Consider the following 25,773-nt stretch of genomic DNA (forward strand, 5'->3'; position numbering starts at 1 on the left):
ACACAAATTAATGGAAATTAACACAAATTACCAATGCTTTTGGCAGTCGGCATCAGGTGCCTTAGAAGCAAGAAAAAGTGCAGCACTCAAGGATTACGTAAAATTAACACTGGGCTTGGAGTGTGGTCAATAAGTCATAAGGATACTTCAACGCCCTGAAAAACAAATAGAATACCTCCAATTGATGAAGTGAGGTCTAAAAAAACTTTGTGGTTTTATGTTATGAAAAGGTAATCAAAAAATACCTAAAGCCCGTTATTATTCATTATTTATTAAACTGAATCTAACGCTCACGGAACATGGACAATCTTCCTTTGTGGCTCAAAAATATAAAATCAGAACACGATGAATTTAAAACTACTATTATGTGCGCTTTCGATGGGTTTTTTTGCCATGTCGTTTGCGCAAACAGAGGTTACCGGAACGGTAACAGATGATTATGGAGCACCTTTGCCAGGGGCAAATGTGGTTATTGTGGGTACTTCTACTGGAGTGGTTACCGATTTTGACGGTAACTTTAGGATTGCAGCCACTCAAGGCGATGTGTTAGAAATTTCGTATTTGGGTACCAAAACGCAAAGAGTCACCATTGGCAACAGCACTACCATTCAAGTCGTGATGGAATCGGATGCCGCCCAGCTCGATGATGTTGTTGTGGTGGGGTATGGAACCCAACGAAAGTCAGATGTTACGGGCGCAATCGCGTCCCTCAAAAGTGAAGATTTTAACAAAGGGGTCGTTACCAATCCCGGCGAACTTTTACAAGGTAAGCTAGCAGGAGTAAATGTAACTGCAAGTAGTGGTGAACCCGGTGCGGCTCAGAATTTCATCATCCGTGGAATTGGTAGTTTGCGTTCAGGTACTCAGCCACTTTTTGTGGTCGATGGGTTTTTGCTAAGTAATTCTTCTACTGGCGTAGATACCAATCCTTTAAACTTTATTAATCCTAACGATATTGAAAGCATTGACGTGCTAAAGGATGCCAGTGCAACTGCGGTATATGGTTCCAGAGCGTCCAATGGTGTTGTCGTAATCACCACCAAAAGAGGAAGATCAGGAAAAGCAGAAATGAATTTTTCGGTATCTGCGGCCTTCTCCACGTTAGCGAACAAATTAGATGTGTTTAGTGCCGATGAATTTAGAACTCAGGTTTTGGCTGTAGGCGGCACTTTAGAAGATTTGGGAGGAAATACCGATTGGCAAGACGAGCTAAGTCAAACCGGTTTTTCAGAAAACTATAACTTCTCTATGAGTGGCGCTGCTAGTGATAAATTCTCATACTTTGCCTCTATTGGGGTTCAAGACCAAGAAGGAATCTTAAAAAATAGCAATCTAAAACGTTATTCTGGAAAATTGAACATGAATCAAAAAGGGCTAAATGGTAGGTTGAATATTGACTATAACCTTACGGCTTCACATACTGAAAACTTGCGACCGAGTATAACATCTATAATAAGTGATATGCTCAGTCTAAACCCAACCGTACCCACGTTTACAGATGGTGAACCTACTTTACTGCCAACAAATGCCCTAAACCCTATAAAAAGGAATGAACTATTTAGCGACTTGTCTGTTAACAATCGTATTCTTATCAACATAGCACCTTCTTTTGAAATTTTAGACGGACTTACCTATAGACTTAATTTAGGTGTTGATTATTCTGATACGAATAGAGATCAACAGTTTAAACCTTTTCCTGCGGTAACCAATGAATCCAATGTTTCTGATGGGGTTTTAGACAGTGCTAACAGCACGAATACGAATGAACTTATAGAGAATACGCTTACTTATAATTGGAGCAATGATATGCACAATGTTACTTTATTAGCGGGACATTCTTATCAAAAGTTTGAAGACATTACGAGGATTTTTTCTGCAAGAGGTTTTGCAAATAATAATATTGAGCCCAAATTTCAAGACCAGACAAGCTCTACCCAATTTCCAACGACCTTAACCTCCTCTGCGGTAAGGAATGAGCTACAGTCATTTTTTGGGCGGGCAAACTACTCCTACAACAATAGATATCTTTTTACAGCAACCTTGCGGGCCGACGGATCTTCTAAATTTGGTGAGGATAACCGATATGGTTATTTTCCATCTTTTGCTTTGGGCTGGAATGTAAGTAATGAAGATTTTATGGAAAACTCAGTTTTTAATAATTTGAAGTTTCGTGCAAGTTGGGGGCAAACCGGAAATGAGGAGATACCTTCCAAAATTACAAAAGCAAGTTTTTCGGAAGACAGACTGATAACGGGGAGTCAAAGTTTAAACACCTATCCTATAGATACCAATGGCAGTTCTATCGAAGAATTTCCATTCGGAGTTGTTTTTACGCGTTTGGCAAATCCAGATTTAAAATGGGAGGTATCAACACAACTGGATTTTGGTATCGATTTTGCCTTGTTTGATTATAGATTGACGGGAACTTTGGATTATTTCAACAAAAAATCAACTGATATTTTGTTAGAAGTCGTTCCTGCAGATCCCGTACAGCCAACCGCCACATTTTGGACCAATATTGAGAATATGGAAATCCATAACAATGGTATTGAATTGTCTTTAGATTATAACAGTAACCCAAAACAAGACTTCTCTTATAATATTGGGGGTAATGTAACCTACATAAAAAATGAAGTAAGAGATTCACCATTTTCTGTTTTAACCACTGGTGCAGCGCAAGGATCCGGCCAAACAGGTGCTACTATTAACGGATTTATTAACGACGAGCCAATAGGGGCATTTTATATGCAGCGATTTGAAGGTATTGGTCCGGATGGTCTTAATGTATTTACAGATAGTAATGGCGACGGTGAAATTCTGGACGACGACCGTAGGGTTGTAGGCAGTGCTATACCCAAGTTCATTTATGCCTTTTATCTCAATTTTAAATATAAGGCTTTTGATTTAGGTTTAAATTTCAATGGTGTTAGTGGTAACAAAATCTTCAATCATACTACCATGACACTTTTTAATAAGCCACAATTGGCTAGGTCAAATAATACAACTGATTTTGCCGTACAGTTTCCTGAAGAAGCGGGTACAAATGCCAACACGGTATCTACCCGTTTCTTGGAAAATGGCTCTTTCTTACGATTAAACAATGCCACATTGGCGTATAGCCTAAGTTCTGAAAAGATTGGTCTTGGAGATATTTTCCAAAATATCCGTCTTTCATTAACAGGTCAAAACCTATTTGTAATAACAGACTATTCCGGATTTGATCCGGAAGTGAATACAGGTAGTTCATTAGCGGGTATTCAAACTTTCGGTATCGACCGATTTACATTTCCTAGAGCAAGAACCGTTTTGTTTGGACTCAATTTCACCTTTTAATCAGTAGCAAATCATTGTAATACATCTTATAAAATCATTAGAAAATGAAAACAAAACAATTTAAAAGAATACTACCAATAACAGCGTTTTTATTCGCTTTTTTGGGTTGTACTTCCTTAGAGGAAGATATTTTAGATGAGTCGCTTACCGGCACAGGACAAGCGGAACTTGTGAGCGGATCTATTGCGCCGGTCTATGGATTACTGCGCAACGTGTGGTTGCATACCCGTAATTTTGGACTTCAAGAAGTTGCCTCAGACGAGGGTATACTGCCGTTTCGAGGTGGCACGGATTGGTTTGACGGGGGAAAATTTATTGCGGTGCACCAGCACCTAATGACTCCGGGTAATAGTTTAGTGGGCGATACTTGGACGGAAGTAACCTTAAATTTGTCGCGAGCAGTTGTTGCCATAGAAAGATTAAAACCGGAAGCCGATTTAGGTAACGCAGAAGCGCAAAATGCACTATATGAAATGATAGCCCTAAAGGCATATCTTAATATGATGATGCTAGACAACTGGGGATTGGTTTTTAAGAAGGAGAGATCAAATGATTTATCTGAAATTTTGAGAAGACAAGAGGCAGTAGATCATCTTGAAAGCGAACTTTTATCGATTGTAGATGTGATAAATAATGATAAGGGCCCCGGTAGGTTTACAAGAGATGCCGTGCGTGCCTTGTTGGCAAGGTTATATTTGAATGCTGCTGTGTATCGTAATCCTTATGGAACTCCGGAATTTAATAGACAGGATATGGATCGGGTGATCGAATTAACAAATAGTATTATTTCTGGGCCTTATGCATTATCTCCAGAATATTTTGATTTGTTTGATGATGATAACAACACCAATCCGGAACTTATTTTTGCGCTTGACCAAAGAGGGGTACTTCAAACAGAGCATCAGCGTTGGGCCTATTGGTCTATTTCCGGGGATCAGGTGCCAAGACCAGAATTTCCTAATACCAGAGGAACGGACGCGGTAGCTGCCACTACTGATTTTTATCAGACTTGGGTTGATGCCTATGGGGAAGTAGATCCGGCAGATGCAGATGCGCGGTTCTTTAAAGAAAATATAGTAATACCAGATAATTTAAAGGACCTTACTGGGGTAACCCCGGATAATGATGAGGATCATTTTTTCTGCGTAGAAGCTAACGAGTTTGAAATGGACAGAGGATTGTTACGCGGCGTCATCTGGGGTCCAAGAAAAGACGCAGCGGGTAATATATTGACTTGCGACGATGGCCGAGTTCGGATTTATCCCGTGGTCAATAGAAGAACAAGCGGCGCTAACCGAACTTATGTAGACCATAATCTTCAGGTCGATTTTACCAATGAGGGGAGTTTACACAACACAGGATATAGGTTTTCAAAACACCAATTTAGTCGAACGGCTAACAATTGTTGCTCCTTTAGTAGTGTGGACATAGTTTTGATTCGTTTGGGTGAAATTTATTTGATGCGAGCAGAAGCGAAATTGAGAAACGGAGATACTGGCGGCGCACTAGCCGATGTCAATACGTTGAGAACATCTCGAAATGCCAGACCAGCGCAAACACCGGATGCTTTGAACGCTATTGATCTAGATATATTATTCCGAGAATCGGGATTTGAACTGTACTGGGAGGGTCAAAGAAGAACCTATCAAATACGGTTTGGTAAATATGAAGATTCTTGGACCGGAAAAACGGACGCTGATGTAAACAAAAGATTGTTTCCTATACCACAACGGGCAATTGATGGTGCATCAAGCGCTACCGTAGAAGGATTTTTAGTCCAAAACCAAGGCTATTAAATTGATAGGATAATGAAAAAAACCACGGTAAGGAAGCGATTTTCTTGCCGTGGTTTTTTAATTATACGGTAAAACAGGCACTAAACCTTAAAAAAATTAATTTTATACACATGAAATATAGCATCTTATTTATTGCCTTTTTCGGACTTTGTATCCAAAATGGTGCAAGTCAGGAGCGTTCAGAGGGCATACCCTTCAACCAAATTCAGGTCATTGGCAGTCATAACAGTTACAAAATAGCAATAGACAAACCCCTTTTAGACTATGTCGTAGCTAATAATCCTTCATCTATAGGATTAGAATACGAACACCTTCCGTTATCAGATCAATTAAACTTGGGCCTCCGTAGCTTGGAACTCGATGTATTCCATGATCCTGAAGGGGGATATTATACAAATCCCAAGGGATTGGAAATTGTACAATCATTAGGCAAAGAACCAAAACCCTTTGATGCCGCACAAAAACTACAAACACCGGGCTTAAAAGTGTTTCATGTACAGGAAATAGATTTTAGAAGCCATCAGTTGGTATTTACAGACGCTCTTAGGGAATTAAAAAAATGGTCCGAAGAAAACCAAGGACATACGCCAATTATTGTTACCTTAAATGCCAAAGATGCCGAAATACCACTTACCAGAACCCCACTGCCTTTTACCGCAGACGCCTTGCAGCAGATAGATCATGAAATTCGGTCGGTGTTTAGTGAAGAACAGTTAATTACTCCAGACAAGGTAAGAGGAAGCTTCGAAACTTTAGAAATGGCCGTTCTGACAAATGGTTGGCCTTTATGGAATGAAGTGAAGAACAGATTTTTGTTTGTGCTGGATGAAGGTGAGGCAAAGACCGAAAGATACCTTCAAAAATACCCTCATTTAAAAGGGGCAGTACTGTTTGTAAACAAGGAAGAAGGAAATCCTGAGGCCGCATTTAGAATTATAAATGATCCCATTAAAAATTTCGACAAAATTAAAAATTTGGTACATTTAGGATATATGGTAAGAACGCGGGCTGATGCAGATACAAAAGAAGCACGAACAAATGATTATACCCGATTTCATCGGGCAATGGCTTCCGGAGCGCAAGTAATCACTACGGATTATTACATTCCTAGCCGCTTGTTTCGTAGTTCTTTTCAAGTGATTTTCCCGGATGGCACCTATGAGCGGGTAAAGGAAACCGAATAGCATGTGTATAAAATGGTATTTTAAGTATTTTTTTGGCGTAATTCTTATTTTGGGCTCATCCGGTGCAACGGCTCAAGTCGAAAATAAGGATACGGTAAATGTGAAAATTGCCTTTCTGGCAGATGTGCATTTTCAGGATATTTATGGGCAATTTTCCGATAGCGAGTATAAGGGTATTTTAAATCCCGGCACCGGAAAGTATACTACGCTGAGAACCATGAATGCACAATTACATTCGACCCGTATTTTTAATGAAAACTATTTCGGTTTTCTAGCTGCATTAAATGATGTGGCAAAGCGAGGAATAAAATTAGTAGCACTTCCCGGAGATTTTAGCGATGACGGGCAGCCGGTACATGTAAAAGGGCTGCAAAAAATACTTCAAAACTATACGGATAGGTACAACATTCAGTTTTTTGCGATTACCGGCAATCACGATCCGGTACGACCTTTTGCAAAAGAGGGAATAAAAAAGGATTTTTTAGGGGAAGACGGTAAAAATCAGATAGTGGCCAGCATGCCAATGGAAATTAATTCATCGTCCATTACGGATTTGCCGGCAAAGGTTTCAAGGGATATCCAAGAAATGGGATATGAAGGAATTGTGGAAATACTATCGCATTTTGGGTTTTATCCCAAGGCTAATTATTTGTATTGGGAAACCCCATTTTCTAAGTTTAATTACGACACCTATAGTTTTGAAACAGCTATGGACTCCGCGTCTTTACGTTACCGGCGATATCCTATACCAACAACGACTCTGAATGTGCCGGACGCCAGTTATTTGGTAGAGCCTGTAGAAGGACTGTGGCTCATGGCGTTAGATGGCAACGTGTATCTTCCAAAGGATTCGCTTTCGGGTATGGCAGACAACCCTTCAGATTTTAATGGTGCCGGCATGGGGTATAACCTTGTACTAACGCATAAGCCACATCTTCTGGATTGGGTTCGGAAAGTGACTACAGAAGCACAAAAAAGGAATAAGCTGCTTGTTGCTTTTAGCCATTATCCTATGGTTGAATTTAACGATGGAAGTTCGGCTGCGATGCGGTCTTTTTTTGGAGCTAACAAAATGCAGTTAGCCAGAGTACCGTCAGAAGAAGTGGCCAAAGCATTCCTAAAAGCCGGACTAAAAATCCACTTTGGCGGACATATGCATATCAATGATACCGGCGTATTTACCGCCGAAAATGGGGAAACGCTTTTTAATATTCAGGTACCCTCTTTAGCGGCCTATCTACCGGCCTATAAAATCCTCACGGTGCATGATGCCAACCAAGTTGAAATAGAGACAATACCGTTAACGCATGTTCCGCACTTTGATGAATTGTTTCCCTTATATAAAATGGAATATGTGCAATTAACTTCATTAGGCGATAAGGTACTGTGGGATAAGGCGATCTTGAATACCACTGCGTATGATGCATTTGTGCAATTTCATTTAAAAGAATTGGTGCGCTTACGATTTATACCGGAAGACTGGCCTACGGAATTTGCAGATTATTTAATGGCGTATACAGGCACCCAATTATTGGAGGAGACTTTTGAAAACCTGAAAAAGTCCGAGCTCAAGAAGGAATTGAAAAATCGAGGGATGCGATTGCAATCGTTTCAAAAATGGACGGGTTTTGATATGATTTACGACTACTATAGATTACGAGGAGCCGACGAATTGGCCATTCCCGTCATAGGGAACGAAAGAGTGGCTCAGTATGTCTATCTTGCCGAACGGATGGCGCTTTCCAACGATGCTATGGCACAATTATGGGCGCAGATAGTTACCGATGCGACAAAAACCCACCCGGCGGCTCATTTTATGATCCATTTAGATAAGAACCAATGGTATTCCTTAAAACAGTAGGGAATTTTGGCACTTATTTTGGCTGAAATCTCATGATATTTCTGAAATAGATATTTTAATGCATGGGCAAAAGTTCTACCTTTGGATTTTGAAAAATGGGTTGAGAACATTCCTAAATCCCCCCAAACTTATATAATACGATAACAATATATGGCATCAGGATTTTTTGCATTGCTCGATGATATCGCGGTTTTAATGGATGATGTGGCGGTTATGGGCAAAGTCGCCGCAAAAAAAACGGCAGGCATTTTAGGAGATGATTTGGCTGTGAATGCAGAAAAGGCTTCCGGGTTTTTATCGAACAGAGAATTGCCGGTGTTATGGGCCATTATGAAGGGTTCTTTTGTAAATAAGTTGATAATTTTACCCATTGCTTTTTTGTTAAGTGCCTATGCTCCGGTAGCCGTAGTGGTGGCTTTGTTGCTGGGAGGACTGTATTTAGCTTACGAAGGTGCGGAGAAAATATATCATTTTTTTGTACCGAATAGCCATATACATGCTGAGACGGCTCTGGAACAGCTCAGTAACTCCGAGATGTTACTTCTAGAAAAAAAGAAAATAAAATCGGCCATTGTAACGGATTTTATTCTATCCGTAGAAATTGTAATTATTGCCTTGGGCACTGTTATGGGCAAACCACTTACCACACAAATTATAGTCGTTTCCTTAATTGCTCTTATTGCTACGGTTGGCGTGTACGGTATTGTTGCGCTTATAGTACGAATGGACGAGTTTGGGCTTCGATTAATCAGTTTAAGCAACGGAAGCAAGAATTGGCTTCACAAAATGGGGACTATTTTGGTACTTGCCTTGCCAAAGGTGATTAAAAGCTTGTCGGTCATTGGTACCATTGCCTTAGTATTGGTGTCTGGTGGTATTTTTGTGCATCAGATAGATTTTTTCCATCATATCTTGCCTGGCGTACCGGATATGATAAAGGAATTCTTGGTTGGCCTTTGTATCGGGTTTATAGTGTTACTTCTGGTAATTGGCGTAAAAAGAATATTCGGGCTAGGAAAAAATCACGACAACAACTAAATGGTACTTATTCTGTTAAGGCGATAATTTTTTCTATCGTGTCCTTGTAATCTATACCCAATCCTTCTTTCTGATGTACCAGTTCTCCACCTTGGTTAAACACACTAATAATGTTAGAATGAGAGAAATCCATGGGCGATATTTTCTTGTAATTTACGGCTAATACAGCTGCAAATTCGCGCGTATCTTCCTCGGTGCCTCTAAGAAAAACCCATGGCTTAGAGTCCATCTTATTTTCTATGGAAAATGCCTTAAGTCGCTGCGGGGTGTCGGTTTCAGGGTCTATACTTACTAAAACCATGGTAACTCCATCTTTTTTGTCTTCCGGAATTTGGGCTTCTATAGAACGCATATCAGCCACCAATCTAGGGCATGCCACTTGACAGGAGGTATAAATCATAACCATTACCAGCACATCCCCTTTTAATTCCTCTAAGGTTATCGTTTCATTGTCTTGTGTAGTCCATTTGGAGGGCAAATGGTAAATTGAAAGATCGGATAAAACAGCATCAGGAGTTTCGGTCCGGGCCGTTTCCATTTTTTGGGAGTTGTTTACTTCCTTACAACCTAATGCTATGATAAGTACGGCAAAGAATAGAAGTTTCGTTTTCATGTACATGTTTTTTTAGATTTATATTTTAGTTTGTGCACCTAAACATTACTTAGGAATGCAACAGGAATGTCGTAAAAGCCATAGGGTTATTCAGTTACTAAGGTAAAGTTGATTTTCTAATTATAATACCATTTACCCTCAGGGTTTTTATGGTACATAAGTCAAATTTTAGCGCATCATGGCAGCCTTTCCTTATCCTTAGCGCACCGAAACCCAAGGTTTTTTATGGCATAATTTGCTTTTATGCTTCCTCTAAACGCGTAGCGCATAAAGGCGGCATAATTCATTAGATCTGTGGCTCCAACGGCAGCACTGCCACAGAATAGATTGCTGTCTTTGTCCACATCTTTTCTGGATTCTCCCGAAATAAGCACCGAATTAAAATCGGACGTCCATTCCCAAACCAAACCGTGCAGGTCATAGATTCCCCAGAAATTTTTAAAGGTTGATCCCACAGGTTTCGTAAATGTTTTGGGTGTTTCATACCATTCCAGAATGTATTGGTTATACCTTGCTATGGTTCGGGCATCCGCTTGGGTTTCATTGGCCATGGCAGCATATTCCCATTCGTCCATGGTAGGCAATCGTTTTCCTTGACATTCACAATACTTTTTAGCGGCAAACCAAGACACATTGGTAACTGGACTATTTAGATTTTGGGAAGTTCCAGGAACGCTATTGGCTTCCCAATGAACGAGGTAGTTGCCATCGGCAAACAATTTTTTCACCCTGCTTTTTTGCCATTCCGGGTAGTGTAAAACAAAAGATAGATAGTCTTTTTGGGTTACGGGAATGGTGTCTAGCCAAAAATCGGTCACGGTGACCAAGGTAGAATCAGTACCATACAGCGGAATATATGTCCCTCCTTTAATGAGCTTCATAGTCTGGGTTTGTCCCATAGCCATAGCTGCCATGACCAAGCCGCAGAGAAGGCAAATCGTTTTAAAGAAAGGACGTATCATAGTAGTGTAGTCTATTTGTTTCTTCGTGCTTTTACCATGTCCGGCGTAACTTCTTTTTTAGAATTTCCCCAACTGTTGTATACATATGTGAGTACATTAGAGATTTCATCGTCAGACAAGCTCTGAGCCGTCATTAAACTGTTGTATTTTTCACCATTTACGGTAATTTCTCCGGTTAGGCCATATAAAACAATATCTATAGCGCGATTAACATCGGCATTGAGGTAATCCGATTTAGCCAAAGGAGGGAATGCACTTGCGATGCCTTGACCTTCGGCTTGGTGGCAGGCAAAACAAGTTTGCATATAGGTAGCTTTACCAAATTTCATTTTTTCTTCAAACGATTTTGCGGGAATAGCCGATTCTACCACGCCATTCGTAGATGGCATGGTTTGTATGCCGCCACCCTCGGGCAAATAGATACCGTCACTTAATTCGCCGGAGTAGATCGTCGGATTCTTTTCGCCCTCTACCTTTAACATCCCCAACGCCCCCTTGTTAAAGGCTCGGAAAATGGAGTGATCTACCAAAATAAACGTGCCGGGTACATCAACCTTAAATTCTACAATGGCGGCACCACCGGCCGGAATTAGGGTCGTTTGTACATTTGTATTCACCAGATCGCCTCCTTCTACGCGTACCACATCAAAAATTTCCCCGATAACATGGAAAGAAGACACTAGATTGGGACCCCCGTTGCCCACATATAACCGAATGGTTTCTCCCACATTTGCTGTTATGGAGTTATCGCCGGTTAGGGCACCCACCGATCCATTGAATACCACATAATCTGCCATTTCGTCTACGGCTTTTTGCATATCAAAGGGCTGTAGCCCTCTTTCACCATTTTTTCCTTTGGTGTAGAAATCTCCTTGCATTATATAATATTCCTTGTCCACTAGAGGTAATCCGCCTTCCGGTTCTACCAAGATAAGACCATACATACCGTTGGCCACGTGCATACCCACGGGCGCCGTAGCGCAATGGTATACGTAAAGCCCGGGATTTAATGTTTTAAAAGAAAACACTTTTTCATGACCGGGAGCCACAAAGGAAGATTCTGCACCACCACCGGGACCGGTAACTGCATGTAAATCAATATTATGTGGCAGTTTATTGTCGGGGTGATTTTTTAAATGGAATTCTACCTCATCGCCTACCCGTGTGCGTATAAAACTTCCTGGTACCGACCCGCCAAAGGTCCAGTAAATATAGCGTACGCCGGAGGTCATTTCGCCTTCTAATTCTAAAATCTCCATATCGACAATTAATTTTTTTGCCTTTCGTTTTCCAACTGGCCGGGGTACATTTGGGGGTGCTGTTAGTTCTGCGGTCATTTCTCGGTTTACGGGAATGTCTTCCGCATTGGCGTATTCTTTTTTTTCATTAGTACCTACACAAGCAATGCATACGGAAAGTAGTATGCCGTAAAGTGCAGCTGTAGATTTTTTAAAGGATTTTTTTAAGTTCATTTGAAATCGGTTTTAGTTGATACTGTAATGGTATTATCTTAAAATAAGACTTTTTTATCTTTTATTTAAGCAAAAATACTTCGCCCTTCTAAATTATTATATGACACTTATCATATTCCCCTTTTAAAGAAGGTTTATTCGCAGAAACAACCTTTGTAATTCTCGCTGACTATTTTCGAGATCAGTCTGTAGTTGATGATGGATGCCTAGAAAATACCCTTTTGCGTGTTCAAATACGTTTTTGTAATACGAAATACCGTCATTTAGGTTCTTGGCAAACTGCAATAAGCCCTGTTTTTGTTTTTCAGAACGTGCTGTATGTACATCTTCTATTTTGTTTTTAAGAAAGTCGATATACAACTGCAATTCTTTAATAAACATATGAGGTCTATCGTTTCGGACAATGACGTTAGTTCTTCCGTAGATATTATCGGTGATTTCGCTTAAAGTCATTTCTTTAGAGAAATAAGCCAAATTGGGCCCGGGACAAATAGAAACCCCTGTACCTTCTACTTTGGTATCTAGTCCATATTGTAAAAGCGCAGATGTGCCCAAACCTACGCAAATACACGATTTTTCAACAATTTTAAGGTATTCATTGTCATAGGCAGTATCGGTAAGTCCCTCGTTATCAAGCGCTTTTATTTTTAAATCCTGATACTGTCGCGATGCCGTACATATTCCCTTTTCTGTAAGCTCTTTGTTTAAGGCAACAAACTTTTTGGGGCAGGAACTACCCGGTCTTCCTTTGTTTATGAGGGTCTTTTTTTCATCGTCTTTGGTGTTTCCTTTTAAGGTATTAAAGGGTACGCCAAGCGGGGAGGTATTGCTTATATACAACTGGTCTTCGGTAGCTTGTGTTAGTTGTGTAAGGGTTTGTTTATCTACGGTAGTGGCCTCTGGAACCAATAGAAATGGAGTGCCCCAGCCTACAGCGTCTACCTGATAATGTTCTAAAAGAAACTGATGCTCGTCCGAGGTGCCAACCCCGCCCTGAGCGGTTATTTTAAGAGGCAATGTGTTTTTTGGAATGGATCGGTTTTTTTGTTGTAACGCCGCCATCAAGGTCTCATATAGGGTGGCCATTAAGGTTTGTTTTTCGTCTCGGAACTGAGCCAATATAGGTCCCATAAGATGGCCTTCTGTGGCAAAGGCATGGCCGCCGCAATTGAGACCGGATTCAATTCTGAACTCCGAAACCCACAATCCTTTTTTGGCGAGAAATTTACCTTGTATTAGGGCCGATCGGTAATCGCTAACCTTTAGAATAATTTTCTTTTTTAGGGTGCCAGTAGCATCCGGATAAAAATCTTCAAATTCTTCCATGTATGCGTACAATCTCGGATTCATGCCTGCAGAAAGGATCACGGACGATTGTAAATTGCTTTTTGCAAAGCCTCGAAGGGCTGCATGGGCATCATTGTATTCGGTGGGTAATTTTTCCTTTTTAAGGTAGTTTTCCTTATCGATCTTGGTCATAATGTTAACGTCGATACTCCCCATTTTAAGGTGGTCTGCAGCCCATTTTTTTAGTTCATCCCAACTTGGGCAATCGTGAAGTAGTTTTTCAAATTCGGCTTTAAGGTGCGAGGCAGCGGGCAACATTCCCATATATTTTTTTAGTGCTATGCTATTTTCTTGGGTGGCAGCCTTTATAGCTTCAAACTCTTTTTCTGCCAATTCTTGAATTAGATTAAGATAAGAGGTAATGCGTTTCGCTCTAAAATCGGCCATCTTTTCGGTGATCTCTTCGTAGGGCAGTTGAAAGTTTTTACTGTACATTTTACGGAGTCGCTCCAGCAAAATATCGTCTACTAACGATATAACGGAATCGATCCCGTATTTAGAAACTTTTAGCGGAGTGTCTATGGTATAGCCAATACCCATTACAGGAATATGAAAGGTGTGTGTTGTTGTCATTTTAAAATAGCTTTATGTTGGAATCTACTACGTCTGTTTAGCTTCCGTATTAGTTATTGTTTTTGTACAGAGTGGGTTTTAGGGTAATCATTATCCAAGCCCAATTATTAATGTTTCCGTCGGTATTGTTCTTTACAATTTCAAGGCCATCCGAAGGAAATAATTGGGAATACCCCGCTTGCAGTTGTATGTTTTTGTCAATGCTATGAGAATACACTATATCTAACTCGAGTCCTAACTGTCTGGAATTGGTTCCAGAAATATCGGCGGCGGCTGCAAAATGATGCAAGGCTCCCTCAAGACTCGATTTTGGGGTTAAAGCCACCTTTGCTTTGCCATAAATGTCCATAAGACCTACATTGCCATTATGATTCCCAACAAAGAAATAATCCATAAGACCATTAAATTTATGATTGGTGCCGTAAAAGGGTGTAAAGGCATCATTAGTTCCGTTAGATGGTGCTCCGTTGGTATTACCGCTAATGCGTTCTGCACCAATTGTGGCTTTCCAAGTGTCCGAAAGGTTATACGCAATCTCTAGACTAACTAAATGAGCGTCTACATCGTTGTCTTGAGCGTCTTTTCCAAATTGATAATACAGATTAGAGCTGAGCGCGTAGCGTCCCTTATTGAATTTGAAATGACCTCCTACAGTTTGGCTAAATCTAGTTTCGTTATTGGCCTCATCAATAGGGTCTATAAATTGAAGTCCGTTGTTTAGAAATAGAAAACTTCCAGAAAAATGTGTCCAATCCTTATGCAACCATCCGTATTGTAAGCTTTTATATGTTCCCGGTGTGGTTAGGGTTGTGCCGGTAATTTTTTCAGAATCTTGATTAAAGGCAAAACCAAGGTCTAGTTTTAGGTTATTTTTGGCATATTTCAGAACGGCGATATCGTGGCTTCGAGCTTGTTGCGCCCAATCTACATTTCCAAAAATACGATGATCATCATAGACAATTTCCTGTCTACCCAATCGTAACGAAACGGTAGTATCAAAGAACAATTCTCCCCAAGCTTGATGTATGGCAATACCGTTTTTATCGGAAGCGTTAAGTTGAGGCACATCGCCCCATACCCGTACATCTTGTACGCTTAAGTAGAATTGAAGCCGATCTTCTTTAAATGAAGTGGTGAGGCGCGTTCTTTGAGATATAAAGGCCGCTGGATCTTCACCATCCGGGAATAGCGTCGAAAATCCATGCCTGTATTCAAATCGAGGCCGTACTTCTGCCTCTACCATAAGTTGGCTATAGGCTTGCATACACAAAAGAAAAGCGAACAGCCTTGTACTATTTTTAAAAAAATCCATGCATCTCAGTGTTACAGCAAATAGGGGCAAAAGTCTATTTTTAAAGCTTGTAATTCTATGATATAAATCATGTATTTGTTCGCAGTATTCTATTAGACGGGTGGCAATTAAAATTTTAAGCTACATTTACTTTTTAAAATTTTTCTTTTATGGAACATATAAGGCTTCAAATACGGAGCGCCTTATGCTATTTTCTGTTGGCCGCTGCTTTAGGCTTTATCTTGCGGTTGTTTTATGTAGTAGAATTACCCGTAACGTATCGGTACTTAGTGCATGCACATTCGCATATTGCCTTATTGGGATGGGTATATCTTACACTTACGGCGCTAATCTATGGATGGTTTGTTAGGAATACTGCGATAGATACCAAATATGGTTATCTCTTTTGGGGAACCCAAATAACGTTAGTGGGAATGTTGTTTAGTTTTCCCTTTCAGGGGTATGCCTTGTTTTCAATTATTTTCTCTACCCTGTTTCTTTTTGCGTCCTATGCCTTTACGTGGTTGTTTTTGAAAAATGTGCAAGGAGCACGTTGTGCTACTAATTCCTACAGATGTATAAGGATGGCTTTAGGGTATATGGTGTTGTCCAGTATAGGGCCTTGGGTGCTGGGCGGTATTATGGCCACTTTAGGCACCGACTCGGTTTGGTACCGCATGGCAATCTACTTCTATCTGCACTTTCAATATAACGGATGGATGCTGCTGGGACTCCTTGGACTCTTCATATTTGTGTTAGAGCAACATCAAATTGAACTCCCTCCAAAAGGATTTAAATGGTTTTATTGGTGTTTTAATTGGAGTATTATACTCAGTTTTTTTCTGTCGACCTTATGGGCAAAGCCCCATTTCGTGTTTTATTTGTTAGGGTGCCTCGGAGCCATTTTACAAGTGGCGGCTTTGGTTTTATTTCTAAAAATGCTTTCTAAGACCAGACCTTTGTGGCGCACTTTTTTAACTCAATTTCAACACACCCTAGGGTATATTTTTGCAGTCCTGCTTACGGTAAAAATATCATTACAACTACTCACCGCGTTCCCTTATTTTGCAGATTTGGCCGCAACCTATACAGACTTTACCATTGGCTATTTACATTGGACTTTTTTAGGTGTAGTAAGTATAGGCCTATTTTTACTTTTAGATTACGGTAAATGGATACACATATCTAAAAACATTTTTAGACTCTATTTTATTGGGTTTGTAGGTACTGAAGGACTTATTATGTACAAAGGTCTGGCAGCGTGGTTGGGATTTGGCTTGCCTAAAGGATACTTTAATATGCTTGTGGTTGGTAGTGCCCTTATTGTATTAAGCCTTGTACTTTTACTTCTTCAGCGTACGGCAACGCCAAAAGAGCAGGTAAAAGGGACGTAAAATGTGCCGTATGGAGTACCTTAAAAGAGGCACTCCTTTAGAGACTCAGCCTTGGGGAGAAATATGTTTTTTTCTAATTCGATATACCGCGTTATGTGGGTTTCAAATTGTTGCAATGCCATAAACGTGACATTGTAGTTGTGGCAAGTATCCTTTGGCGCTGGATATTCATGGGTTAGGGATTTCATTTTTTGTAATCTTGTGCGCTGCACTTCGTTTGATGCATATAAGGGTTGTAATGGAGGCAAAATTGTTCCAAAACGATAGTGCGACAACCGAATGCCAACTTGCTTTATCTGTAACAGTTTGTGTAAGGCAGGAAAAATAAGGTGTTCTTCCTCTTTCACATGAACGCTAAGGGCATAGGAAATTTTGCTGAACTGTTTGTGAATCTCAAAAAGGGAAGGCTGGTTGCTACCGTATTTGTTGCATAACGTATGGAGCTGTTGTGTTATGTTTGGAATTTTTTTTAACACATAGCTATGGTAGGTAGCTGTGATAAACGTCATAAGGCTGTCAAGCGGAAATGCGGCAAATTCCTCGCACACAAAAGACGTTGAGGTACGTATTTCATGAATGTCACGAACCAAAGTATGGACATCTTTCTGTCTACAAAAAGGGATATCTACTAAGGTGCAAAGATCATTACTAACACAATCTATCTGCTGTTTTGCGAACAGCGTAGCAATAGGATGGTCAGTAGAAAGTAACTCCATAATACATTTACAAGCCATAGTTCTTGGGTAGGGGTATTTTAGTCTGTCTAAATATAACATATATAAATGATAAAAATATCTTTTTATTGTATATTAAATAAAAATTGATTTTATTTGATGTGCCATTAGGATGTGCCGCATCCTATTAAAATTTACACCATGGATATGCCAAACGATAAAACCACTACGAAACCAGATACAACGGCCGCAGATAGCGTTACTCCAGAAAACGGCCTCAAAAAGAATATCGATTATTTGATGCAAACCAAAAACTGGTGGGGGCCATTGCTATTTATCTTAATTATAAGTGTGGCGGGTGTGGGGTTGATTGGCTTTCAAACCTATAACGACGCACCTCCCATGTCCGGGTTTAAATCGGAAGAGGGTACGGTTTTAATGCATCAATCGACCATAGAAAGGGGGCAGACTGTTTTTCATAAATATGCTTTAATGGAATATGGTTCTTTTTTCGGCGATGGAGCACAAAGAGGTCCCGATTTTACAGCCGAAGCCCTGCACCAGATATTCCTTTACATGAATCAGTATTATGAAGACCAATTGGTAAAGGAAAAGGGGGGTGCCATTACGGCGGTAGACCGAAAATTGATCACCGAACAAGTACGTCAAGAACTAAAGCAAAACAGGTTTGATTCCCGCGATAACTTGGTGGTCTTAAATAAGGCCGGTGTCTATGCACAGCAAGCATTGCAGAACTATTACGTAGGTGTGTTTTTAGGAGAAGATGCATCACCACATTTCCCCTTAAAAAATTACATTCGAAATGAAACAGAAATAAGAGATCTATCGGATTTTTTCTTTTGGGGGGCATGGGTCTGTGTTACAGAAAGACCGGGCGAAGCCTTTAGCTATACCCATAATTGGCCCTATGACAAGGAAGCCGGGAATACACCAACAAGTCCGGTAATGCTATGGAGTGTGCTCGGCCTGCTCGTTTTTGTACTCGCCTGCGGTTTTGTGCTGTATTATATCGGGCAGTACAACCAGCTTTCCAATAAGTTTTTTAAACCATCAAACAACGAGCTTTTAACCATAGAAAAGGTGCGCAACTTTGTACCCTCTATTACCCAGCGCGCTTCCTATAAGTTCTTTTTGGTGGCGATTGTACTTTTTTTAGTGCAAGTGTTAAGTGGTTTTGTTACAATTAATGAGTTTATAGATTATCTCGGCTATTTTGGTATTCATTTATCGGAGGCGTTTCCCATAACCGTTTCTCGTAGCTGGCACCTTATGTTGTCGTTGTATTGGATTTCTACCTGCTGGATTGCCTCTTCTATTTTTATATTGCCCATGTTGGCCAAACAGGAAGTTAAGGGGCAACTACCACTCATAAATACACTTTTTGTAATGCTATTTGTTTTGGTAGCCGGTTCCTTAACAGGGATGGTTTTGGGACCTTTGGGGTATTTGGGCGACGGCTGGTATTTTTTTGGACATCAGGGGTGGGAGTTTGTCGACTTCGGACGGGTGTATCAAGTACTTCTGATGCTTATTTTTATACTGTGGGGCGTGGTCGTATATCGCGGTGTTCGACCAGCTTTTGTAAAAGGACTTCCATGGAATTTACCCAATTGGATTATGTATTCTGTAGTGGGTATTCCTGTATTGTTTATCTCCGGATTTGTAGCCCAACCCGAAACCAATTTTGTCATTGCCGATTTTTGGCGATGGATGGTGATCCATATGTGGGTCGAGGCTTTTTTTGAGGTATTTGTTACCGTAATTGTTAGTTATTTAATGGTGTTGATGGGCCTGGTTAGCCGTAATGCAGCGATTCGGGTCATCTATTTTGCTACACTATTGTTTCTTGGTACCGGATTGCTTGGTATTTCGCATAATTTTTATTGGAATGCAAAACCGGTAGCTACCATGGCCTTAGGCAGTATATTTTCTACGCTGCAATTTGTACCCTTAATCTTGTTAACTGTAGAAGCATGGCGGTTTAAGAATATGCCGCGCATAGCACTAAACGGAATAAAGCCCAGTGAATTGGGCGATTTTGGCTTTCCCGAAGTGTTTTCCTTTTTAATCGCCGTTAATTTTTGGAACTTTTTTGGTGCCGGGGTACTAGGCATCATTATTAACTTGCCCATTATGAATTATTACGAGCACGGCACCTACCTCACGATAAACCATGCACATGCGGCCCTTATGGGTGTTTATGGTAATATATCGCTGGCCGCCATGCTGTTTGCTACTCGATTGTTGTTTAAGTCGGTGCGTTGGAACAAAAAAATAGTAAAATTCGCTTTTTGGTCTATTAATGTGGGATTAATGCTCATGGTTTTACTCGATTTGCTCCCGGCGGGAACCCTGCAGTTGAAATCGGTTATAGAAAATGGTCTATGGTTTGCCCGCTCCGAGGCATTTATAAAAGGAGGTATTTTTGAATCCTTTACGTGGTTTCGTGCCATAGGAGCCTGCGTTTTTCTTTTCGGTGGGGTAGTGCCATTAACTTATTTTATAGTTTCCCGCGCAAAATCCCTTAAAAAACCATCCCATGCGGTATCCGATTTAAGTGATAAATTATAATGAAAGGTCTAAAGTCTAGAGATTTCGGTTTTAAAGGTTTCTTGTTTCAAAGTTTCGATTTAGAAAGGTTTCAAAGTAACGAATCAACAAATAAACAAATCAAAAGATCACGATCAACCAGCAACCAACACTCCATCACTTTAGAAGGGTTTCAAAGTAACGTATCAATAAATAAGCAAATCAAAAGATCACGATCAACCAACAACGGACAACCAACAACCAACACTCGCTCACTCCTTCACATCATCACACGACAACTCCATCACTTTAGCAAGGTTTCAAGTTAACGAATCAACAAATAAGTAAATCAAAAGAATACGATCAACCCACAACGGACAACGGACAACCAACAACTTTAGAAAGGTTTCAAATTAACGAAATCAACAAATAAACAAATCAAAAGAATACGATCAACGGACAACCAGCAACGGACAACCGACAACCAACAACTTTAGAAGGGTTTCAAGTTAACGAATCAACAAATAAGTAAATCAAAAGAATACGATCAACCCACAACGGACAACGGACAACCAACAACTTTAGAAAGGTTTCAAATTAACGAAATCAACAAATAAACAAATCAAAAGAATACGATCAACAAACAACCAACAACCAACAACTTTAGAAGGGTTTCAAAGTAACGAATCAACAAATAAGCAAATCAAAAGATCACGATCAACTGACAACGGACAACCAGCAACCAACACTCCATCACTTTAAAGGGGTTTCAAAGTAACGAATCAACAAATAAGCAAATCAAAAGAATACGATCAACCAACAACGGACAACCAGCAACTAACACTCGATCACTCCATCACTTTAGAAAGGTTTCAAAGTAACGAATCAACAAATAAGCAAATCAAAAGATCACGATCAACCAGCAACGGACAACCAGCAACTAACACTCGATCGCTCCATCACTTTAGAAGGGTTTCAAAGTAACGAATCAACAAATAAGCAAATCAAAAGATCACGATCAACCAGCAACTAACACTCGATCACTCCATCACTTTAGAAGGGTTTCAAAGTAACGAATCAACAAATAAGCAAATCAAAAGAATACGATCAACCAGCAACGGACAACAACCAACCAACACTGTTCATAAGTTTTTTAATAACTCCATTTCTACCTTGCTATACTTTTTGATTAGGTATTGTAATTTTAAAATGATAAAAAGATCATTAAATATGTATTGTTACGACTTTAAAGTAGTGTTGCAAGAGGTGCCTGGCGAAATAAGTTTATGCTTCAGTATTTCAGGTTGTCCGCTGCGTTGCAGGGGTTGTCATTCTCCTTTTTTATGGAAAGAAGGTGCCGGAACTAAAATGACTGCCGATGGTTATGCCGATATCCTACATCGCTATTTTGGTTTTGCCACCTGTGTGGTTTTTATGGGGGGCGAATGGCACCCCGAGGAACTTATAGCGCATCTAAAGATGGCCAGAGAAAGAGGATATAAAACCTGTTTATATACGGGTAAGGAGCAGGTTAATGCTCGGCTTCTGGAACAACTTACATGGGTAAAGACGGGTTCTTGGCGTAGCGAGCTGGGAGGATTAAAGAGTGCCACCACCAATCAAAAATTTATAGAGGTTAAAAACAATAAAATTTGCAATCATTTATTCATCCAAAACTAAAAACACATGATCCGACTAACAAATGAACAATTGACCCGTAAAATAGAATTTATCTCGCACTATCTGCATTCCAAAAATGCGGCTGACGGCTCCAAATTGGATGCGAATGCCAATGTCACTTCCAAAAATATAGCCACCATGGAGGCAGAGCTAAATAAGGACATTAATATACAAGTAAATCGGGAATTGGTACGGCAAAAAATAGCATCCCTTTTTGGCGAAGACCTCGCCGAGGAGTACATACGGCAGATAGAAGCGCATGAGATTTACGTACATGACGAAACCTCCCTTAAGCCATACTGTGCCTCTATTAGCATGTATCCTTTTTTACTAGATGGTCTTACCAAATTGGGAGGCGAAAGTAGGGCTCCCAAACATTTGGAGAGTTTTTGCGGAGAGTTCGTTAACTTGGTTTTTGCGGTAAGTTCGCAATTTGCAGGGGCACTGGCCACCGTGGAATTTCTTATGTATTTTGATCATTTTGCGGCCAAGGACTACGGAGAGGACTACCTTGCAACGCACCAACAACTCATTGCCAACCACTTACAGCACGTGGTCTATGCTGTGAATCAGCCCGCCGCCGCTAGGGGGTATCAATCGGTTTTTTGGAATATTTCCCTCTATGACGAAGCCTATTTTAATAGCATGTTCGGCGATTTTGTGTTTCCCGATTTGGTAAAACCCCAATGGCATCGTGTAAAAGAACTCCAAGCTTTCTTTATGGAATGGTTCAATGCCGAACGCAAAAAGGCCATTCTCACCTTTCCCGTGGTTACTGCGGCCATGCTCACCAAAAATGGGGCACCTTTGGATGCCGAATTTACAGCACTGTGCGCCAAAGAACTGAGCGAGGGTAACTCGTTCTTTGTGTACCAGTCGAAAAATGCGGACAGCCTAGCTTCTTGTTGCCGTTTGCGCAACGAAATTAGCGATAAGACGTTTAGCTATTCTTTGGGGGCCGGTGGTGTTGCCACGGGATCCATCAACGTGATTACCTTGAACATGAACCGCCTGGTACAGCAAAATGCCAATATTGTGGACGAGGTGCGCAAAGTGCATAAATACCAGGTGGCCTTTCGGAAACTGATCGATGAATACGATATGGCGGGAATGCTCCCCGCGTATAAGGCGGGTTATATTTCCCTGAACAAACAGTTTTTAACGGTTGGCATCAACGGTATGGTGGAAGCGGCAGAGAGCAAGGGCATATTGGTGGGCAACAACCAAAAGTATAAAGATTTTGTGAATGGCTATCTTAAATTGATCTATGACGAAAACAGGGCTGCCAAAGACCTATATGGATACATGTTCAATACCGAATTTGTGCCTGCCGAGAATTTAGGGGTCAAGAATGCCCAATGGGATCGTGCCGACGGCCTGTTTGTGCCACGCGATTGCTACAATTCCTATTTTTATGTAGTAGAGGATGACAACACTAATGCGTTGGACAAAATAATGTTGCACGGAAAAGAGACCATCACCTATTTGGACGGCGGCTCTGCCCTGCATTTAAACCTAGCGGAAACCCCCAATAAAGAGGGATATATAAAACTGCTGCATGCTACCGCAAGGGCCGGATGCAATTATTTTTGTTTCAATGTGCGTATTACGATATGCAATGAATGTGGGCATATCGACAAACGTACCCTATATCAATGCAGCGATTGTAAATCCCGAAATGTGGATCATGCCACAAGGGTCATCGGGTACTTAAAGCGGGTTTCTGCGTTTAGCTCCGGAAGACAAAAAGAACACGCCTTACGGCATTACCATAGGGATCAGCGGGAAAATGGTATCATGCGCAAAAGAGCTTCCATTTTGGTGGGGAACAAACAGACCTGTCAGGTATAGGTTCTTATGGCGGAATAGTGGTTTTTCAATCTGTGCTTAGCGGGTCAATCCTCTAAGTCAATTCCCTTTAAAGAGATCAGGGTCCTTTCTTTTCGATTTCCAGCGCAAGTTGCGAAATGGTCTTGTCCTTAAAATCGGCCAGTATTTTTTTCTTGAACGGTGCTACAATATAATGTGCGGGACAGGGATTTTGGTCGTTGCATTTGGAAAGTCCCAAAAAACAGGCATTGAACTTATGGGTGCCATCTATGGCGATGATTACGTCCCAAACGGACATCGTTCTGTTTTGCCCGTCCGATAGCAAGGATTTGCACCATAAATCTGTACTATCGGGTAAAGTTTACATTTGTGGCGATTACCATCGTTTTACCAATAGCACTGCCAATTTATTTTTCAAATGGGCTTGTGACACTAAAATGTCATGGTAGCCCTTTAAGGGGCGTATTCATCCAATAGCCATTAATCGAATCAAGGGTTATTTTTTTAATGTTATTTTGGAATATTGGTTTTGTTTTGTCCATATAAAGACCTCCTTTCCCCTCATTATTCCCTGAAAATATGGTCTTCTGCGCAAAGAACTCCCTGATTTGTAGATAGGTCTTTTTTTGTGAATATCCTAATGTATTTCCATTTATATCCTTTAATCCCTTTATTTTGTAGACAATGGATTCAGAGTCCAACTCTTTCGAGCTATTTTTGACTAGGCCAAAAAATAAACGCTCCTCTTTCTCTGTTTTGAACATGGGTTTTAATCTCACCTGCTTTTCATTCTTGTGATTGAATAGCACTTTCAGAGGAATTTTTTTTTCTTCAAAATATAATTCGTATTGTGTGGGATCTTTGGTGGATTCAATATCCAAAGGATTATTGAAATAAAGCCAAATTTCTTTTTTATCCATATCAATCACAAAGTTATCCAACATGAAAACTGGCGGCATTCTTGTCATAAAGTTATTGCTAAAAGATAGGTAGTTCAGGTACATTTTATTCCGTTGAGGCCTATACTCGGAATTAACCTCGAATATTACATCCCTTTTCCTTGTATCTGATCGGTTGTCTCCTGTGGTTTCTTTATCATTCAAATAGTATATGCCATATCGTAATCTATAAATGGCATAATCCTTTTTGGAAATCAAAATGTTACCGTAAGCCGTTATATTTGTCTTGCTCGTCTCAAAGTTGATCGAATATAACCATAAACCATCAAGAAAAACATCATTCCCCATAGAAAAAGTGTGGTTTGGAAGAAGATCTCGCTTCATTACTCCTATAAAAGAATAGGAGCCATAGTCGTAATTTCGAATGGCATCATGCACTCTAAGAATGACCAGCTCGTTGCCATCATAGGGCGAGAGATATCCATTTTCTATTATTTTGCTATGGTTTTCGTAGTTGTAGGCTAAGCTTGAAATACTATCCCTGGGAAAATCATGGTTTTTTACAAAACGATATATTTTGTAATTGGTAGTTTTTAAGTCCTTCTTGCCAAACCCTCTATCTTGTATCTCGATAATAGATTCATTAAGATTAATGTACTTGCTCCCATCTTTTTGATAATCACGGTAATACCCAACTATTGCAAATGGAGCTTTTGGATAATTATCGGGTATGCTCCTTATGGCTCTTCTTACAATTTTTTTTGCAAGAACTTTACTGACATACCCTGTTACAGTGGTTTCCTGCAATTGATGGATTTTGGGCCGGAGGTAGACCATATTGACTTCATTCTCCCGAAGAGTGTCCAAAGTCATTGTAATGGTCTCATATCCCATGGATGATATCAGTAGTGCGTCATTATACTTCTTAAAATCCAAGGGTATTCTAAAACTACCGTCCTCATTTGAAATCACACCTTTGGCCATACCTTTTAGCACTATGCTCGCAAAAACCACAGGCTCCTTGGTGTCCAAATCAATTAGACGTCCAACTATGTAATCTTGTGAAAATAAAGTTAAGGGGTTGGTCAACAATAGAGCCAACAAAATCAGTTTCTTCATCTCTTTTTACCCATTATGGAGGTTTGTAAGAAAAAAATTGAGAAAACATTCGTCTTTTTATTCTCTAAAAGATGTTTTAGTTGTAGGTTCAAGTTCTTAGTGCTTCGTCCATTAATCTAATTTATAAAAAAAAGCAGTTTTATTTGTTTATAAAACC

The 25,773-nt window shown here is 40.2% G+C and carries 18 protein-coding genes; 10 read left to right on the top strand and 8 right to left on the bottom strand.

All coding sequences use genetic code 11. The features are described from left to right. Positions 1-10 precede the first annotated feature (10 nt). The 6 genes from U1E44_RS01580 to U1E44_RS01605 all read left to right on the top strand — a co-directional run bounded on the left by U1E44_RS01580 (position 11) and on the right by U1E44_RS01605 (position 9,212). On the top strand, positions 11-133 hold the full coding sequence (locus U1E44_RS01580; protein ID WP_322929166.1) for a hypothetical protein: 123 nt from the start codon (positions 11-13) through the stop codon (positions 131-133). 212 nt (positions 134-345) lie between these two features. After that, positions 346-3,333, top strand: coding sequence for a SusC/RagA family TonB-linked outer membrane protein (locus tag U1E44_RS01585; RefSeq protein ID WP_322929167.1), 2,988 nt, complete (start codon positions 346-348; stop codon positions 3,331-3,333). A 44-nt stretch (positions 3,334-3,377) separates the two neighbouring features. Further along, positions 3,378-5,129: a RagB/SusD family nutrient uptake outer membrane protein gene (locus tag U1E44_RS01590; protein ID WP_322929168.1), complete on the top strand. Its 1,752-nt coding sequence runs from the start codon at positions 3,378-3,380 to the stop codon at positions 5,127-5,129. 110 nt (positions 5,130-5,239) lie between these two features. Continuing rightward, positions 5,240-6,313, top strand: a complete 1,074-nt coding sequence (locus tag U1E44_RS01595; RefSeq protein WP_322929169.1) for a phosphatidylinositol-specific phospholipase C1-like protein — start codon at positions 5,240-5,242, stop codon at positions 6,311-6,313. Position 6,314: 1 nt separating this feature from the next. Then, positions 6,315-8,174, top strand: a complete 1,860-nt coding sequence (locus U1E44_RS01600; protein WP_322929170.1) for a metallophosphoesterase — start codon at positions 6,315-6,317, stop codon at positions 8,172-8,174. Positions 8,175-8,324: 150 nt separating this feature from the next. Next, positions 8,325-9,212 (top strand): DUF808 domain-containing protein, encoded by an 888-nt coding sequence (locus U1E44_RS01605; RefSeq protein WP_322929172.1) that lies wholly within the window; start codon positions 8,325-8,327, stop codon positions 9,210-9,212. A gap of 7 nt (positions 9,213-9,219) precedes the next feature. Here the strand turns inward: U1E44_RS01605 and U1E44_RS01610 are convergent, their stop codons facing one another. The 5 genes from U1E44_RS01610 to U1E44_RS01630 all read right to left on the bottom strand — a co-directional run bounded on the left by U1E44_RS01610 (position 9,220) and on the right by U1E44_RS01630 (position 15,491). Further along, the gene (locus tag U1E44_RS01610; protein ID WP_322929173.1) at positions 9,220-9,825 is read right to left on the bottom strand and encodes an SCO family protein; all 606 of its coding nucleotides are present in this window, start codon (positions 9,823-9,825) and stop codon (positions 9,220-9,222) included. A gap of 176 nt (positions 9,826-10,001) precedes the next feature. Then, a complete protein-coding gene (locus tag U1E44_RS01615) occupies positions 10,002-10,787 on the bottom strand; it encodes a formylglycine-generating enzyme family protein (RefSeq protein WP_322929175.1) in 786 nt (261 codons plus the stop codon). Positions 10,788-10,798: 11 nt separating this feature from the next. Beyond that, the gene (nirK, locus tag U1E44_RS01620; RefSeq protein WP_322929176.1) at positions 10,799-12,259 is read right to left on the bottom strand and encodes a copper-containing nitrite reductase; all 1,461 of its coding nucleotides are present in this window, start codon (positions 12,257-12,259) and stop codon (positions 10,799-10,801) included. 123 nt (positions 12,260-12,382) lie between these two features. Beyond that, positions 12,383-14,179, bottom strand: coding sequence for a hypothetical protein (locus U1E44_RS01625; protein WP_322929177.1), 1,797 nt, complete (start codon positions 14,177-14,179; stop codon positions 12,383-12,385). Positions 14,180-14,228: 49 nt separating this feature from the next. Continuing rightward, entirely contained in the window at positions 14,229-15,491 is a 1,263-nt protein-coding gene (locus U1E44_RS01630) for an alginate export family protein (RefSeq protein WP_322929178.1), read from the bottom strand. A gap of 149 nt (positions 15,492-15,640) precedes the next feature. On the opposite strand from U1E44_RS01630, the gene U1E44_RS01635 reads away from it, so the two are divergent. Further along, positions 15,641-16,864, top strand: coding sequence for a hypothetical protein (locus U1E44_RS01635; protein WP_322929179.1), 1,224 nt, complete (start codon positions 15,641-15,643; stop codon positions 16,862-16,864). A 20-nt stretch (positions 16,865-16,884) separates the two neighbouring features. Here U1E44_RS01635 and U1E44_RS01640 read toward each other — a convergent pair whose 3' ends face one another. Further along, positions 16,885-17,598 (bottom strand): hemerythrin domain-containing protein, encoded by a 714-nt coding sequence (locus tag U1E44_RS01640; protein WP_322929181.1) that lies wholly within the window; start codon positions 17,596-17,598, stop codon positions 16,885-16,887. 141 nt (positions 17,599-17,739) lie between these two features. Between U1E44_RS01640 and U1E44_RS01645 the strand changes: the two genes are divergently transcribed. The 3 genes from U1E44_RS01645 to nrdD all read left to right on the top strand — a co-directional run bounded on the left by U1E44_RS01645 (position 17,740) and on the right by nrdD (position 23,619). Then, positions 17,740-20,130, top strand: coding sequence for a nitric-oxide reductase large subunit (locus U1E44_RS01645; protein WP_322929182.1), 2,391 nt, complete (start codon positions 17,740-17,742; stop codon positions 20,128-20,130). Between the two features lie 1,188 nt (positions 20,131-21,318). After that, positions 21,319-21,768 (top strand): anaerobic ribonucleoside-triphosphate reductase activating protein, encoded by a 450-nt coding sequence (gene nrdG / locus U1E44_RS01650; RefSeq protein WP_322929183.1) that lies wholly within the window; start codon positions 21,319-21,321, stop codon positions 21,766-21,768. Positions 21,769-21,774: 6 nt separating this feature from the next. Next, a complete protein-coding gene (nrdD, locus tag U1E44_RS01655; protein WP_322929184.1) occupies positions 21,775-23,619 on the top strand; it encodes an anaerobic ribonucleoside-triphosphate reductase in 1,845 nt (614 codons plus the stop codon). A gap of 76 nt (positions 23,620-23,695) precedes the next feature. Here nrdD and U1E44_RS01660 read toward each other — a convergent pair whose 3' ends face one another. Next, entirely contained in the window at positions 23,696-23,896 is a 201-nt protein-coding gene (locus U1E44_RS01660; protein WP_322929185.1) for a hypothetical protein, read from the bottom strand. Positions 23,897-24,038: 142 nt separating this feature from the next. Then, entirely contained in the window at positions 24,039-25,616 is a 1,578-nt protein-coding gene (locus tag U1E44_RS01665; protein WP_322929187.1) for a carboxypeptidase-like regulatory domain-containing protein, read from the bottom strand. Positions 25,617-25,773: the final 157 nt, after the last annotated feature.

The organism is Aurantibrevibacter litoralis (genome assembly GCF_034651555.1).
GTDB lineage: Bacteria > Bacteroidota > Bacteroidia > Flavobacteriales > Flavobacteriaceae > Aurantibrevibacter > Aurantibrevibacter litoralis.